Annotated in this window: 12 protein-coding genes and 1 other annotated feature; of the genes, 9 read left to right on the forward strand and 3 right to left on the reverse strand. The window is 27.8% G+C overall.

Going from position 1 to position 15,110, the window contains the following annotated elements:
• The first annotated feature begins 47 nt into the window (after nt 1–47).
• The 5 genes from pfkA to rlmD all read left to right on the forward strand — a co-directional run bounded on the left by pfkA (nt 48) and on the right by rlmD (nt 7,008).
• A complete protein-coding gene (gene pfkA / locus CHF27_RS10050) occupies nt 48–1,007 on the forward strand; it encodes a 6-phosphofructokinase (RefSeq protein ID WP_095405455.1) in 960 nt (319 codons plus the stop codon).
• Nucleotides 1,008–1,025: 18 nt separating this feature from the next.
• Nucleotides 1,026–2,786 (forward strand): pyruvate kinase, encoded by a 1,761-nt coding sequence (gene pyk, locus CHF27_RS10055; RefSeq protein WP_095405456.1) that lies wholly within the window; start codon nt 1,026–1,028, stop codon nt 2,784–2,786.
• Nucleotides 2,787–3,027: 241 nt separating this feature from the next.
• Nucleotides 3,028–4,602 carry a sodium-dependent transporter gene (locus CHF27_RS10060; protein ID WP_095405457.1) on the forward strand — a complete coding sequence of 525 codons (1,575 nt, stop codon included), beginning with the start codon at nt 3,028–3,030 and terminating at the stop codon, nt 4,600–4,602.
• A gap of 271 nt (nt 4,603–4,873) precedes the next feature.
• Nucleotides 4,874–5,572, forward strand: coding sequence for a hypothetical protein (locus CHF27_RS10065; protein WP_095405458.1), 699 nt, complete (start codon nt 4,874–4,876; stop codon nt 5,570–5,572).
• Between the two features lie 77 nt (nt 5,573–5,649).
• Nucleotides 5,650–7,008, forward strand: coding sequence for a 23S rRNA (uracil(1939)-C(5))-methyltransferase RlmD (gene rlmD, locus CHF27_RS10070; RefSeq protein WP_095405459.1), 1,359 nt, complete (start codon nt 5,650–5,652; stop codon nt 7,006–7,008).
• An 82-nt stretch (nt 7,009–7,090) separates the two neighbouring features.
• Here the strand turns inward: rlmD and CHF27_RS10075 are convergent, their stop codons facing one another.
• Nucleotides 7,091–7,675, reverse strand: a complete 585-nt coding sequence (locus tag CHF27_RS10075) for a TetR/AcrR family transcriptional regulator (protein ID WP_095405460.1) — start codon at nt 7,673–7,675, stop codon at nt 7,091–7,093.
• Between the two features lie 220 nt (nt 7,676–7,895).
• Between CHF27_RS10075 and CHF27_RS10080 the strand changes: the two genes are divergently transcribed.
• From CHF27_RS10080 to CHF27_RS14585, 3 genes are all read left to right on the forward strand, one after another.
• The gene (locus tag CHF27_RS10080) at nt 7,896–9,659 is read left to right on the forward strand and encodes an ABC transporter ATP-binding protein (RefSeq protein WP_095405461.1); all 1,764 of its coding nucleotides are present in this window, start codon (nt 7,896–7,898) and stop codon (nt 9,657–9,659) included.
• Nucleotides 9,644–11,392, forward strand: a complete 1,749-nt coding sequence (locus CHF27_RS10085; RefSeq protein WP_095405462.1) for an ABC transporter ATP-binding protein — start codon at nt 9,644–9,646, stop codon at nt 11,390–11,392. Before CHF27_RS10080 ends, CHF27_RS10085 begins: the two co-directional genes overlap by 16 nt.
• A gap of 221 nt (nt 11,393–11,613) precedes the next feature.
• On the forward strand, nt 11,614–11,748 hold the full coding sequence (locus tag CHF27_RS14585) for a hypothetical protein (protein WP_274541563.1): 135 nt from the start codon (nt 11,614–11,616) through the stop codon (nt 11,746–11,748).
• A 170-nt stretch (nt 11,749–11,918) separates the two neighbouring features.
• Here CHF27_RS14585 and brnQ read toward each other — a convergent pair whose 3' ends face one another.
• The gene (gene brnQ / locus CHF27_RS10090) at nt 11,919–13,262 is read right to left on the reverse strand and encodes a branched-chain amino acid transport system II carrier protein (protein WP_095405463.1); all 1,344 of its coding nucleotides are present in this window, start codon (nt 13,260–13,262) and stop codon (nt 11,919–11,921) included.
• Between the two features lie 116 nt (nt 13,263–13,378).
• Nucleotides 13,379–13,652: a binding site (T-box leader), on the reverse strand.
• Between the two features lie 229 nt (nt 13,653–13,881).
• Here brnQ and CHF27_RS10095 point away from each other — a divergent pair.
• Nucleotides 13,882–14,937, forward strand: coding sequence for a lysylphosphatidylglycerol synthase transmembrane domain-containing protein (locus CHF27_RS10095; protein WP_095405464.1), 1,056 nt, complete (start codon nt 13,882–13,884; stop codon nt 14,935–14,937).
• 81 nt (nt 14,938–15,018) lie between these two features.
• Here the strand turns inward: CHF27_RS10095 and CHF27_RS10100 are convergent.
• Nucleotides 15,019–15,110, reverse strand: a 92-nt coding sequence (locus CHF27_RS10100) for an IS3 family transposase (RefSeq protein WP_147294080.1), incomplete at its 5' end; no start/stop codon positions are given.

Raw genomic sequence — 15,110 nt, forward strand, 5'->3', positions numbered from 1 at the left:
ACAAAAAATGTCCTTGTGTTAAAAAGATTATTTAGGAGGTAAAGACAATGAAAACTATAGGGATATTGACAAGTGGAGGAGATGCTCCTGGAATGAATGCAGCTATAAGAGCTGTAGTAAGATCTGCAATTTATTATGATTGCAAAGTATATGGTATTAATAGAGGATACAAAGGATTGTTAGAAGAAGATTTGATAGAAATGGACTTATCTTCGGTTGGAGATATTATACATAGAGGTGGAACAATATTAAAGTCCTCAAGATGTGAAGAGTTTAAGACAGAAGAAGGAAGATTAAAAGGAGTAAAAATTTTAAAAAAATATAAAATAGACTATTTAGTTGTAATAGGTGGAGATGGTTCATTTAATGGTGCACAAAAGTTGAGTGAATTAGGATTTCCAGCAATAGGAATACCTGGAACGATAGACAATGATTTAGCTTATACTGATTATACTATAGGATTTGATACGGCTATGAATACAATAATTGAAGCTATAGGTAAAATAAGAGATACAAGTTCTTCTCATGAAAGAGTAAATATAATAGAAGTAATGGGAAGATATTGTGGAGATTTAGCATTATATTCAGGTCTTGCAGGTGGAGCAGAAACTATAATAGTACCAGAAGTAAATATAGAAGTAGAAGAAATATGTAATAAACTAAATGCTACTAAAAAAAGGGGAAAAAGACATAGTATTATAGTTTTAGCTGAAGGAGTAGGTAATGCTCAAGATTTAGGTAAAGAAATAGTTAACCAAACAGGTGCAGATTTAAGGATTACAGTATTAGGTCATGTACAAAGGGGTGGAAGTCCTTCTGCATTTGATAGAATACTTGCAAGTAAAATGGGTGTAAGAGCAGTTGAATTATTATTAGATGGAAAAGCAGCTAGAGTTGTGGGAGTTAAAGATAATAAGATAATTGATATGGAAATTAATAAAGCTTTATCAATGAAAAAAGAATTTGATAAGGATACCCACGAAATGGTAAAGATACTATCTAGATAAACTATAGGAGGAATAATTATGTTAAAAAGTATGAAAAAAACAAAAATAGTTTGTACGTTAGGTCCAGCATCAGATAGTGAAGAAATTTTGACTAATCTTATTGAAAATGGTTTAAATGTATGTAGATTTAATTTTTCACATGGAACTCAAGAGGAACAAAAAATAAGAATGGATTTAGTTAAAAAGATAAGAAAAAGTTTAAATAAGCCAATAGCTATGTTATTAGATACTAAGGGTCCAGAAATAAGAACGGGAAAATTTGAAGATCCAGAGGTTTTTTTAGAAGAAGGTAAAAAATTTATAATAACTATGAAGGATGTAATTGGAACAAAGGATATTTGTACAGTTACATATAAAAATCTTGTTAAAGATGTAAAATCTGGAGATTTAATATTAATAGATGACGGATTAGTAGGATTAAGAGTTGAAGAAATAAATGATGAAGATATAGTTTGTTTAGTTGAAAATTCAGGAATAGTAAAAGATCATAAAGGGGTAAATCTTCCAGGGGTAAAGGTTAATTTACCGTCAATAACATCAAAAGATATAAGTGATATAGAGTTTGGAATAGCTCAAGGAATAGACTATATAGCTGCATCATTTGTAAGAAAAGCATCTGATGTATTAGCTATAAGAGAAATTTTAGAAAAAAATAATGCTACTAATATAGAAATAATATCAAAAATAGAAAATCAAGAAGGTGTAGAAAATCTAGATGAAATATTAAAAGTTTCTGATGGACTTATGGTAGCTAGAGGAGATTTAGGAGTAGAAATACCAACAGAAGAAATGCCGATAGTTCAAAAAATGATGATAAAAAAATGTAATAAATTAGCAAAACCAGTAATAACAGCAACTCAAATGTTAGATTCAATGATTAGAAATCCAAGACCAACTAGAGCTGAGGTTACAGATGTGGCAAATGCTATATATGATGGAACTGATGCAATAATGCTGTCAGGTGAAACGGCTGCAGGAAAATACCCAGTTGAAGCTGTGAAAATGATGGCAACAATAGCAAAAAGAACAGAAGAAACTTTAAATTATGAAAAATTATTAGAAGAAGCAGGAATGAATAATATAACAGTCACAGATGCAATAAGCCATGCTACATGTTCTACGGCAGTAGATTTAGATGCATCATCTATAATAACATCTACTTCATCAGGATATACATCAAGAATGGTTTCTAAATTTAGACCAAAAGCTCCAATAATAGCGACAACAGAAGATGAAAAAATAATGAGAAAATTAGCTCTTACTTGGGGAGTTTATCCAGTAAAAGCATATCATGCTGGAAATACAGATGAAGTTATAGAAAATTCTATACAAGCAGCTAAACAAGCTGAATACATAGGAAATGGGGAATTAGTCGTAATTACAGCTGGAGTACCAGTTGGAGTAAGTGGAACTACTAATTTAATAAAAGTACACGTAATTAGTGAAGAGATTGTGCAAGGAATCGGTGTAGGTAATCAGACTGTTGAAGGAAAAGTTCGTATAATTAAAAATGTATCTGATTGTAAAGAATTTAATGAAGGTGATATACTTGTGACTTCAATGACTGAGAGAGAATTAAATCCTTATATAGAAAAAGCTGGAGCTATAGTTACAGAAGAAGGTGGTATGACTTCACATGCAGCTATAGTAGGATTAAATTTAGATAAACCAGTAATAGTATCAGCGTTAAATATAATGGAATTAGTTAAAGATGGAGAAGCAGTTACAGTAGACGCTTCAAGAGGTGTAATATATAGAGGTTCAACTAGGGTTTTATAAAAAATGTATTTGAATTTTTAGAAAATTTAAAATATTATAAAAATAACTTGAAAATAATAGTATAAGGTGATATTATATTTTTAAGTTACACAATTAGCCACTAAGTGAAAAATGTAATCTTAGTGGCTAATTTTAAAAAATAAATTTTCGGAAAATTTAAAAAATTTAGAAAGTGTAACTGGATTTATATCACATTTATTATTTTTATAGCATACTTATAATAAAAAAGGGGGGATTATACATGGAGGAAAGTAGAGAAAATTGGGGCTCAAAAATAGGCCTTATATTAGCTATGGCAGGTAATGCCGTTGGGTTGGGAAACTTTTGGAGATTCCCGTATGTAGCTGCTTCAAATGGTGGAGGAGCATTTATGATACCATATTTCTTTGCACTAATAGTTATAGGTATTCCTATAATGTTAGTGGAATGGAGTATAGGACGTTATGGAGGTAAACATGGTCATGGGACATTAGGACCAATGATGTATTTACAAGCAAAACAAGCAATGAAACCTAAAAAAGCAATTATAGTAGGATCTTTATGTGGTATGATAGCATTTGCAGTTACTATCTTAGTTAACTCTTATTACAATCATATAATTGGTTGGTCACTAGGATATGCAGTTCATTCATTATTAGGAACATATATGAAGCCAGGTGTGGATTCAGCAGCATTTTTTGCTTCATATGTTCAAAATCCAGCAATGTTAATATTCTGGGTTATATCACTTTTATTTTTAGCAATGGCAGTAATGAAAGGTATACAAAAAGGTATAGAATCTTGGGCAAAATTAATGATGCCTACACTTTATGTATTTGGGATAATTTTAGGAATTAGAGCATTAACATTAGGTTCTCCAGTAAATCCTGATTGGAGTTCATTAGCAGGACTTAACTTTATATGGAACCCAGATTTTAGCCGATTATCATGGCAATCAGCAATAGCAGCAGCAGGTCAAATATTCTTCACATTATCTTTAGGAATGGGTATAATACACAATTATGCTTCATATTTACAACCTGATGAGGATATAGTAACATCTTCAGTTGCAACTATATCTTTAAATGAATTTGCAGAGGTTATTTTAGGAGGTACAGCAGTTATACCTATAGCATATGCATTTTTAGGACCAGAAGGCATAAAAGGTAGCATAGGCTTAGCATTTATGGCACTTCCTAATGTATTTACTAACATGGCTGGTGGAGGTATATTTGGGGCTATGTGGTTCTTATTATTATTCTTTGCTGGTATAACATCTGCAATAGCTATGTACAATTATTTAGTTGCTTTATTAGAAGAAGACTTAGGAATAGAAAGAAAGAAAGGAGCTATTATAGTATTTATTGGATACTTAATAGTAGGAGCTCCAATAGCGCTAGAATCAGTTTTAACTAAGAGTGCTAATTTATTCTATTTCACAGAAGTAGATAACTGGATAGGAAATTATTTATTAATAGTTTTAGGATTGATAGAAATAATAATAATTGGTTGGTGTGTTAAAGATAGCGCGCTTGAAGAAATGAACAAAGGTGGATTATGGAAAGTTCCTAAATGGTTCTTTAGATTATTCCATCAATTCTTAACACCAGTTACAATAATAGTATTTTTAGTATTCTTTACAAGAGATTATGCTATAGCTGGTAACTTTAAGTTAGTACCATCATATGTTGCAAATATGCCTGATTTTGTTATATGGGTTAATTTAGCTAGATTAGTGGTATTCACAGTACTTGTAATAGGATTTATACAATCATATAAATCTATTAAGACTAAATATAAAGAAGAAATAGATAATAATAAAGTAAAGAGTATATAAAATTATAGAGAGGATGATTTTATGACTACTGCAGCATGGGTATTTATGGGGGTTATATGGTGTACTATATTTATTACTGTAGGTATATCAATGAGTAAAATAGTAAAAGATCAAAGGAGTTAGAGTGTAGAAATTTATAAAAGAAAACCCTACAATTTTGTAGGGTTTTTACTAAATAGAAATTATTATAAAATTATAAAGATAAGAGAATTAAAAAAATTCTGATAAATATAAGTTTTATATAGTACTATATACTCAAGGAGGTGCTTTAATGAATTCAAATTTAGTAATAAGTACAATTAATCAACTGACTAAAGAAATAGAAAAAATAAAAACTATAAAAGATACTAAAATAAATAAGTATATATTAAGCCTAGAAAGTATAGCAAAAGAATATGAAGAAATAGATATAACAGAAAGCTTTAAAAAACAATATACTCAGTTAAATTCAAAAGGATTGGAGCTTTTAAAAGAAATAAAAGATTCAAAAGGAAGAGATGTAGATAAATTAGAAACTAGTATATCAGTATATATAAGATATTTAAAAGCATCATTATGTGATTTTAAAGGTAATACTAACTACTTAAGAAAATACATAACAAGTTTCTTATTTAGTACGATATTATTTTTAGCATTATCTCCTCAATTTTATGGACCGATACTACCGATATTATTTTTCTTACCAATATATCTAGGATTAAGAGGGGTTAAAAAAAGATCTATAAGTGGATTTTATATGAGTATGAGTTTAGTACCTGTAGCACTTATGACATCATTTACTTGGATAAGATATGGTATCAATGCAATTGGAGATTATACAGGTGCTGTAGAGGCTATTATAAAAAGTGGAGTATCTGAAGGTTTAGCACAAAACTTAGTTTACTTAGGCCCAACATGTGGAATTATATTACTATTATTTGCTTGTTTACAACTATATAGAGGATATAAAAGTAGAGATTTATTTATATAAGGGCTTTATAAGCTCTTATTTTTTTGGTAAAATAAACTCTTGTAGCTTGTTAAAATAAATGTACGGAGGATGAACCGATGCTATCAAAAGATAAAGAGTATGTTGTAGATGTAGTTGATATAGGTCAAGGTGGAGTTGGAATCGGTAAATATGATGGATTTACTGTCTTTGTAGAAGGCGGTTTAATAAACGATAAAGTTAAAGTGAAAATAAATAAATCTAAAAAAAATTATGCTGTAGGAGAAATTGTAGAAATAATAGAAAAATCTCCTTTTAGAGTAGAAAGAAAATGTAGTGATATTCTCAAAGATTGTGGAGGATGCCAAATTCAAGAGTTAGATTATCAAAAACAACTTGATATAAAAACTAATGAAGTAAAGCAAGTGATGACTAGAATTGGGAAGCTAGAGGATATAATTGTTCACAATACTTTAGGTATGGAAGATCCTTTTAGATATAGAAATAAGGCTCAATTTCCAATACAAAAGATAAATGGAGATCCAGTTATAGGTTTCTATAAAAAGAAAAGTCATGATTTAATATCAACTGATAAATGTATAATACAACATGATATAAATGATAAAATTATGAAAATTATAAAGACGTATATAAATGCATATAAAGTAAGTGTATACGATGAAAAATCTAATACAGGAGTTTTAAGACATTTAGTTACTAAGATAGGATTTACAACTAAAGAAGTTATGGTAGTATTAGTTGCAAACGGAAAAAAATTACCATATTTAAATGAATTAGCTTCAGTATTAGAAGAAAATGTTCCAGGCTTTAAAACACTAGTAGTAAATGTTAATAGAGAAAACACTAATGTAATTTTAGGAAAAGAAAATATAGTTATTTATGGAGATGGGAAAATAAATGATTATATAGGAAACTTAGTTTTTGAAATTTCTCCATTATCATTCTTCCAGGTAAATCCTGTACAGACAGAAGTTTTATATAATAAAGCTTTAGAGTATGCTGATTTAAAAGAAGATGATACTGTATTTGATATATATTGTGGAATAGGAAGTATATCATTATTTTTAGCTCAAAAGGCTAAGAAAGTTTACGGAATTGAAATAGTAGAGGATGCAATTAAAGATGCTAAAATAAATGCTAAGTTGAATAATTTAGATAATGTAGATTTTTATGTAGGTAAAGCAGAAGAGGTTGTACCTAAAATGTATAAAGAAGGAAAAACAGCAAATGTAGTAGTGGTAGATCCACCTAGAAAAGGTTGTGATGAAAAAGTTTTAAATACAATCGTATCTATGCAACCAGATAGAGTGGTATATGTATCATGTAATCCATCTACATTAGCAAGAGATTTAAATTATTTAGATGAACATGGATTTAAGTGTGTTGAAATACAACCAGTAGATATGTTCCCACACACAATGCATGTGGAGTGTGTTGCAAAAATAGTAAGAAAGTAGATTTAATAAATAGTTTAAATGCCTATAAATTTGATTTCGTTAATTTATAGGCATTTAATTTTATATAATTACAAATGAATATTTAGGCATTAAAAACATAATTTATAATGTTATTAATAAAATGTGTTAAGGTTTCTTTATATACATCTTCAATCAATTCACTTTTATTAGCTTGAATAATAGCAAGAGATTTTAAGAAATTGGCAAAAATTTTCCAATCACAGTTTTTAGAAACATTAGGTATATGATCTAAAAGCCATAAAGAAGTTTCTTTATCATTTTTTTCATTTATAAGATATTCATGTGGCCAACGAGCTTTTAACATTGCAATTTCATCATCAGTTAAATATATAAAAATGTTATAATCATTAAATGCAAGTATTTCTAAATATTTTTTAAATTGAATTTTATTTAGTTCATTAGATTTACCTAATAAACTTTGAAATTTTTGTTTTGCCTCATTTCTTTTAAAAAGTACTACTTCATATACAAAATCCTCTTTATTTTTAAAAAAATTATAAAAAGTTCCTTTTGCTATTCCAGATTTTTTTGTTATATCTTCAATAGTAGTTTTTTTTAACCCATAAACTTTAATTAAGTCAAATCCGTTTTGAAGCATTTGATTTCTTAAATGCTTTTTTGCGGATTCATCAAAAATTAACGGCATAGAATATTTCCCTCCTTACATTTCAAAAAAATGAATAAAAGATTTAAAATGGTCATATAAACGATATCATGGTATTGTTTATATGTCAAATTAGTTTAAAATTTAAAAATAAAATAATAAGTTGAGAATAAGTTTCATTGACAATACAAATATTTAATGGTAATCTTTAGATATAAAATGACCAAATGAATATATATAGTCATTTAAAAGGAGAGGGAATATGAAACAAAAAAATAATTATACGATTTTTTCTTTCATAAAAAGAGATAGTAAAAAAATGATGCTAGCAATTATTTTATCTCTTTTTAGTGTAGTATCTGGAATAATCCCATATTTTGTTGTAGCAAAAATACTTACATTAACAATTTTAAAAAAGGGAACTATAGTTGATATATTTTATCTTTCTATAATAGGTACATGTGCATTTTGCTTTAAAATTATATTTTTTAATTTATCAACTACTATATCACACAAATTGGCGTATAAAACAATAAATTTTATTAGATATGCAATTGTAGATAAATTAGCATTTATATCTATGGGAGAATTTCAAAAGAAAAAAATAGGAGAATATAAGCAACTCATTATGGATGATATGGACAAACTTGAATATCCCTTAGCTCATGCAATCCCAGAAATAACTTCAAATTTATTAGGCTTTATTGCTATAATGATTTATTTATTTATTGTAGATTGGCGTCTAGCTTTGGCAGGGTTAGTTCCAATAATTATTAGCTTTATAATTTATGGCATCATGATGAAGGGTGGTGCAATGGAAATATTTAAAGAATTTAATGAGGGGACAGCTCTTTTGAATTCAACCACAGTGGAGTATATAAATGGTATGGAAGTTGTAAAAGCATTTAATCAAACAGTATCATCTATAGAAAAATTTAGTAATGCGGTTATACATTTTAGAGATGTGATGACAAAGTGGTTTTCACACTGTTGGCCATATTTAAGTGCCTATAATGTAATAATGCCAGCAAGTATTGCTTTTGTTTTACCTATAGGAGGTATTCTTTTAAAAAATAATATAATTGATTTATCAATTTTCATAATGGGAATGATTTTGTCATTAGGTATTGCTCCTCCAGTTATGAAATTGATAGAGTTTACTGATAATATTCCAACTATTATGTTTACTGAGGCTAAGTTAAAAGAAATACTTTCAATAAATGAATTAGAACAGAGGTTGAAAAAGATTTGTTTAAAAGATGATAGTGTAGAATTTAATCATGTTAGCTTTGGATATGAAGAAAATAATATATTACATGATATTTCTTTTAAAATAAAGCCAAAGACAATGACAGCTTTTGTAGGAACATCTGGAGCAGGAAAATCAACTGTTGCAAAATTGATAGCTAGATTTTGGGACGTTAAAGAAGGTGAGATTCTTGTTGGAGGAGAAAATATAAAAAATATCCCACTTACACAATTAATGGATGAAATTAGTTTTGTTTCTCAAGATAATTTTCTATTTGATATGACTATAAGAGAAAATATAAAAATTGGTAATAAATTTGCAACAGATGATGAAATAGAGGCCGTTTGTAAAAAAACTGGGTGCTTAGATTTTATATTAAAATTACCTCAAGGATTTGATACTGCAGTAGGGAATACAGGCGAATTGCTTTCAGGTGGAGAGCGTCAAAGAATTGCAATTGCAAGGGCTATGATAAAAAATGCTTCTATTATCATTTTAGATGAAGCAACAGCATTTACAGATCCAGAAAATGAGGAGATAATACAAAAATCTATAAGCAATTTAACAAAAGATAAAACCGTAATTATAATTGCTCACCGATTATCCACAATTGTAAATGCAGATAAAATTATTTTATTTAATAAAGGAAGAATTGTGAATGAAGGAACTCATAATGAGCTATTGGAAAATTCACATATATATAAAGATATGTGGCAAGCTCATATAGGTTCAAAATCTTGGGGAGTAAAGGAGAAAGTACAATGTTTGGAATATTAAAAAGAATTATAAAATTATCTGATAATATGGCTTCGAAAATTAAGAAAAGTTTTATGTATAGTTTTATTGATGGGATATTTGAAGCTTTTCCTTTAATTGCAATATTTTATTTTTTTAAAGTAATTGATTTTAGTAATTCTAAAGACATAATAATTGATACAATAATTATAGTAAAATGTGCCTTGATTTTATTAGTTGGAATTATTGGTAGGATATTTTTCAAGTTTAAAACTTATAAGTTGCAAGGACATGCAGGTTATGAAATGGTTGCTAAAGAACGACTTAATATGGGAGAAAGATTAAAAAGGGTCCCAATGGGATTTTTTAATGAGAACAATTTAGGAGAATTAACAAACACTGTAACAACAGATATGCAGTTTATTGAAAAACAAGCTCCTTTTATTTTAGACAAGATGGTGAATTCTACAATAAATGTATTTGTCATATGCATATCTATGATTATATTTAATTGGAAAATAGGGCTTGTATTTTTAATAGGATTACTTTTAGCAATTTTAATTTTAAATCTAATGCAAAGAAAGGCTTCACAACTTACAAAGATTCAAAAAAATACACAAGTACAAGGGGTGGCTTCAGTTTTTGAATATATACAAGGTATTTCAGTTTTTAAATTATTTAATCTTTCTAATAATAGAAGTAGCAAAGTAAAATCATCTTTTGATGATTATAGCAAAGCTAATTGCGATTTGGAATTAAAATATATTCCATTAAATATTCTATTTTCACTGTCACTAAAAATAGCTTGCGGAGGAATTTTATTTTTGGCGCCCTATTTAGTATTAACAGAACAACTATCTATCATTAATATGATTGTTATTTTAGTCGCTATTTTCAGTATTTATATACCTGTTGAAGCATTAGGTAGCATTACTGGGTTAACTAGAATGTTAGAGCTTTCTTTAAATAGAGTAGAAAAGATAGAGAGATTTCCTCTTATTGATAGATGTTCACAAGAGATGGAACTAGAATCTTTTGATATTGATTTAGAAGGTGTTAGCTTTGGATATACTCCTAATGAAAAAGTAATAAAAAATGTATCTTTTCATATTCCAGAAAAAAGTATGACAGCGCTTGTTGGACCTTCTGGATGTGGAAAAACAACTATAGCAAGATTGATTTCTAGATTTTGGGATATACAAAAGGGTACCATTAAAATTGGAAAAGTTAATATAGCTGATATGACTTGTGATTCTATATTAAAAAATATGACTATGGTTTTTCAAAAAGTATATCTTTTTAATGATACTATTGCTAATAATATTAAATTTGGGAAAGCTGATGCAACAATGAAAGAGGTTGAAGAAGCCGCTAAAAAAGCGAGATGTTATAATTTTATAAAAGAATTACCTAAAGGCTTTGATACTATAATTGGTGAAGGAGGTGCATCTCTTTCAGGAGGAGAAAAACAAAGAATATCAATTGCTAGAGCTATATTAAAAGATGCACCAATAGTTTTATTAGATGAAGCAACATCTAGTATTGATCCAGAAAATGAATTTTATATTCAACAGGCAATTAGTGAATTAGTAAAAAATAAAACTATTGTTGTTATAGCACATAGATTATCTACAATTCGTGAAGCAGATCAAATTTTAGTAATGGAAAATGGACAAATTATTCAAAATGGAATACATGATAAATTAATAAAAGAAGATGGACTATACAAAAAGTTTTGGAGTTTAAAGAAAAAGGCTGAAAGTTGGAGTATTTGATAAAATTAAATTTTTATAGAGTAAAATAAGGTACTACCTTATTTTTATTTTAAAAATGTATAAGTGGTAAAAAAACTAAATAGAGAAGAATAAGTCTACTAGATCTGATATATAGGACTTATGCAGTTCGCTCAAAAAAATGGGCATAGGAATGCCAGAAGCCTAAATTATAATATTTTGGCCAAAACTTTTCAAAAATACTAGCAAATTGAGTACAATTTGTGGTGAAATATAATTTTTCATTTATATCTTCTGGTAATATTAAAACTGATGACGAAGGCAACATAGATTCTTATATGATAACTTTTAAATTTAATTCTGGTATGAATTATTCATTAAAAGGTAAAAATGTGTAGAATTATATGTAGATAAAAATGCAGAAAAAATGTGTTCCTATAGCGAACACGACACACGTGGAATGTGTTGCAAAAATAGTAAGAAAGTAGATTTAAAAAATAGGGGTCGTCTTAAAATTATTATATTTTAGAGACAGCCCCTTTAAATATGATTATTTTATATATAATGATTATATTCTTTGTTTAGCTAATTTCAATTTATATACTTTTTCTTTAAAAGATTTTAATACTAATCCTAAAAAAATTCCAAATGTAGCTGGTAATATCCATCCTAATCCTTTGTCATAAAAAGGTAGCCAACTAACTAATTTTGTAAGGAAAGGTATATTTAAAGCAGTATTACTTAAAGCATATATAATACTTACAAAGCTTGTAAAAGCAATAGAAGCTCTGTATACCAATTGATTTTCTTTAAATAGCTTATCAAACATAGCTAATAGAATTAATACAATAGCAACAGGGTATATTGCATCAAGGACGGGAACTGATACTTTAAGTATTTTTGTAAGTCCCATATTAGCTAATGTCATACTTGATAGTGACAATACTCTAACAAAAGTTTTATAGCTTATTTTTGAATTTAAAGTTACAAAGTATTGACTACAAGAAGTTATAAGTCCAACACATGTTGTAAGGCACGCTAAAGTAAATAGTATTGCTAAAAGTACGGCTCCACCATTACCAAAAAGGTGTAGCATAACATTAGCAAGCGTTTGAGCACCATTTTCTGTTTTTTCAAATGTAGAACCACTACAAGCACCTAAATGAGCCAACATAGAATAAATAACTATCAATAGACCTCCTGCAATCATTCCTGCCTTTACTGAATTTTTAACAACATCATTTTCTTCTTTTATTCCTTTTGATTTTATTACAAGTGATATAACAATACCAAAATTTAATGCTGCTATTGTATCCATTGTCATATATCCATCTAAAAATCCACTTATAAATGGTGAATCTACATAATTACCAGTTGCTTTTGAGTAACTACCTATTGGATTAAATAAACTTGCAACAAATATTGTTGAAATTAAAACTAATAGAGCTGGTGTTAATATCTTACCCATACGATCTACTAACTTAGAAGGTGTTAAACTAAGCCAATAAGCAACTGAGAAAAATAAAAATGTATATATAAATAGAGCTAACTCATGAGATATAAATCTCTCTGGTAAAAATGGTCTTACAGCCATCTCAAATGGTAAACTACCTGCTCTTGGTATTCCAAGTCCTGGTCCTATTGAAAGATAAATAAGTATAGTGAATACTGTTGCAAAAACAGGATGAACTCTACCTGCTAATTTATGTAATCCTGAAGATTTTGCTACAGCAACAACACCTAAGATTGGAAAACCAACAGATGTAATAAAAAATCCTAATATAGTAATCCATGTAGAACTACCAGCAGATTGTCCTAGAAAAGGTGGGAAAATTAAATTTCCTGCTCCGAAAAATAATGAAAAAAGCATTAAGCTTACAAGTACTAAATCTTTTTTTGATAAATTGTTCATTTATAAACGCCTCCAATTTGTTTTCTAATTTTAAATCATCTAAATTCTATGTCGCTTTCAATAATATCCATATAAAATTCCCCCTTTTTTGTACATAAAAATACCTCGGCCCTAATAAAAGGGACGAGGTTTAATCGCGTTACCACCCTAATTCTACAAATATATTTTTATGATTACTAAAAGTATATTTGTAGCTCTCATTAAACACGTACTATATAATACGCTTTTCCTATAACGGGGAAATTCCGATAAAGTTTACTGAAAATAAATTTGTTCAACTTTACTTCTCGGAGATGATTTTCAGTAGTATATTGAACATTGGTTTTCAGCAAAATACCAACTCTCTGGGGAACAATTATAAAACTTACTTTTTCTCTTCATCGAATTTATATATATAATATACCTAAAAAAAATAGTTGTCAATTAATTTTGTAAATTTAAAAAAGTTTATTAATTTCGACATATTATTTATTAAAATAGACGTTAGTATAATGTTATAGGAATGATTTAACTATAAATAACAAAATTGTAAGAAAAACTGTAACAAAAATTTAATATTTATAGGATATACTTAAGAGAGGATATTATTTTAAAATACGAGGAAGGATTAATAAAAAATATGAAGAAAAATTTAAGTAAAACTAAATCTTTGTTACAATATATATTTTTAATTTTGTTAGCAGGATTAACTATATACTTGGTTTCTAAAAATTTAGATATTACGATGCTTAAAAGTGTAATAAAAATGGTAGATAAAAAATTTATATTACTTGGGATAGTATCGGTAGTATTTTATATAATGCTTGAAGCAATAGTACTTAGAATAATAATTGATAGTATATACAAGGTTAAAGTAAGATTTTTAGGATTTAAATTAGCTTCAATGGGATTTTATTATAATCTAGTAACTCCTTTTGCATCAGGAAGTCAGCCTATGCAAGTATATATATTAAATAAATTTAAAATGCCATTAGGAAAAGCTACTGCTGTAGTTACAAATAAATCTATTATATATCAACTGGTAGTAACTTTATATTGTACAGTACTAGCAATTACTAACATGGGAATATTAAAAAAACAAATGCCGGTTATAATACCTTTTATATATTTAGGAATAGCAATTAATATGTTTACATTAGTAATAGTGGCATTAATTGTTTTAAATCCTGTTAAAATTAAAAAATTTAGTAAATTTTTCATAAAGCATGCTTCTAAAGTAAAAGTGCTTAGATTCTTAGAAAATAAATTAAACAATATAGAACATTTTATAGATGAATATAGTGAATCTATAGGTATGTTTGCTAAAAATAAAAAAATTCTAGCTACAACGATTTTAATAACAGTAATTCAACTGAGTGCTTACTTTAGTATATCTTTTTGGGTATATAAAGCATTTAACTTAGATGGATATAGTTATTTATATTTATTAACATTACAAACATTTTTATATATGGCAATTTCACCAATACCAACACCAGGAAATATAGGTGCAAATGAAATAGCATTTTTAACAATATTTAAGAGTGTATTTCCAAAACCTCTTATGGGGTATGCAGTATTTTTATATGGAGGATTTGTATACTATTTAATTTTAATAGGTAGTGGTATTTTAACAGTGATAACTCATTATAGGATGAAACATCTAAAAAATGAAAATAAACAATTAATATCTTAATTAAAAAGGGCTGTCTCAAAAATTAAATTTTAAAATGGACCCTTTGTCAAGGACATTAAAAAAAGAGGGTCATTAAGAAACTTAAAAAAGCTGATTCCTATATTGTGTAGGAGTCAGCTTTTTTAAGTTCCACTGACATCGGTCATTATTATAATAATCCATATAGTCATCTA

It is taken from the genome of Romboutsia maritimum, from assembly GCF_002251085.2.
In the GTDB taxonomy this organism is placed as follows: Bacteria; Bacillota; Clostridia; order Peptostreptococcales; family Peptostreptococcaceae; genus Romboutsia_B; species Romboutsia_B maritimum.

Bases quoted from the DNA above. Each gene is read 5' to 3' on its own strand.
- pfkA (WP_095405455.1), top strand. From the start codon at position 48: ATGAAAACTATAGGGATATTGACAAGTGGAGGAGATGCTCCTGGAATG.
- pyk (WP_095405456.1), top strand. From the start codon at position 1,026: ATGTTAAAAAGTATGAAAAAAACAAAAATAGTTTGTACGTTAGGTCCA.
- CHF27_RS10060 (WP_095405457.1), top strand. From the start codon at position 3,028: ATGGAGGAAAGTAGAGAAAATTGGGGCTCAAAAATAGGCCTTATATTA.
- CHF27_RS10065 (WP_095405458.1), top strand. From the start codon at position 4,874: ATGAATTCAAATTTAGTAATAAGTACAATTAATCAACTGACTAAAGAA.
- rlmD (WP_095405459.1), top strand. From the start codon at position 5,650: ATGCTATCAAAAGATAAAGAGTATGTTGTAGATGTAGTTGATATAGGT.
- CHF27_RS10075 (WP_095405460.1), bottom strand. From the start codon at position 7,675: ATGCCGTTAATTTTTGATGAATCCGCAAAAAAGCATTTAAGAAATCAA.
- CHF27_RS10080 (WP_095405461.1), top strand. From the start codon at position 7,896: ATGAAACAAAAAAATAATTATACGATTTTTTCTTTCATAAAAAGAGAT.
- CHF27_RS10085 (WP_095405462.1), top strand. From the start codon at position 9,644: ATGTTTGGAATATTAAAAAGAATTATAAAATTATCTGATAATATGGCT.
- brnQ (WP_095405463.1), bottom strand. From the start codon at position 13,262: ATGAACAATTTATCAAAAAAAGATTTAGTACTTGTAAGCTTAATGCTT.
- CHF27_RS10095 (WP_095405464.1), top strand. From the start codon at position 13,882: ATGAAGAAAAATTTAAGTAAAACTAAATCTTTGTTACAATATATATTT.